Source organism: Aeromonas sp. HMWF014, assembly GCF_963878295.1.
Classification (GTDB): Bacteria; Pseudomonadota; Gammaproteobacteria; order Enterobacterales; family Aeromonadaceae; genus Aeromonas; species Aeromonas popoffii.
This window is the reverse complement of record NZ_CAWNYS010000547.1, coordinates 1-875: the sequence shown is the minus strand read 5'-3', so window position 1 is coordinate 875 and position 875 is coordinate 1. Positions and strand designations below refer to the sequence as shown.

At 68.0% G+C, this 875-nt stretch carries 1 protein-coding gene; it reads left to right on the top strand.

Annotated features, from left to right (window positions below):
- A partial coding sequence (locus tag AAC083_RS23435) for a HAMP domain-containing protein (RefSeq protein WP_441296525.1) occupies positions 1-875 on the top strand: 875 nt, incomplete at both ends.

The window sequence follows — 875 nt, the reverse complement described above, 5'->3', positions numbered from 1 at the left end:
CCCGCCAGCCCGCTCTGCTGAGCAGCCCGGTGGAGTTGACCCTGACCGCCGCCGATGACAGCGACTGGCTGGTCAACCTCGCCCCCCTCGGCGAGGGTTCTCCCTTCCATATCGCCCTGCTGGTGTCGGCCGATCTGCTCTACCAGCAGGCCCGTGACGAGGCACTGGTCAATCTCGGCTGGACGGTGGCTGGCTTGCTATTGCTGCTGCCAGTGATCTGGCTGGTCTCCCGCCGCACCGCCGCACCGCTGCTGGCACTGACCCAGGAGGCGGAGCGGATCCAGCACTTCGACTTTGGCGAGAGTCGGGCGCCTGAGTCGGCGATCCGCGAGATCGACGATCTGGCCCGTACCATGTCCGGCATGCGGCTGACCCTGGGCAACTTCATGAACATGGGGCGGGCACTGGCGGCCGAGCACCGCTTCGACTCCCTGCTCAGCCGCATACTGCACGAGACCATAGCCGCGGTGCAGGCCCAGGGGGGTTGCCTCTACCTGGAGCAGGAGAAGAGCATGGTGGCCGTCCAGGCGAGCTGGCGACAGCAAGCCCTGCCCGCCGGGCAAGTCCCTTGGCAGGAGGCGCTGTTCGGCAAGCTGGCCCAGACCGAGCGGCTCACCCTGCCCATCGACGAGCGCGGCTGGCAGCAGCATCTGGCGAGCTGGGGCCCCTTCCCCGGCCCCTGCCAGCTGGTAGCCGAGCCCCTGCGCAACCAGAGACAGGAGCTGATCGGCTGCCTGCTACTGATCCTGCCCGACTGCGCTGCCCGCGAGCTGGCCTCGCGCATCAGCCTGATCGAGGCACTGGCGGGCACCTCGGCCTCCGCCATCGAGAACCAGCGACTGCTGGAAGAGCAGAAACAGTTGCTGGACTCCTTC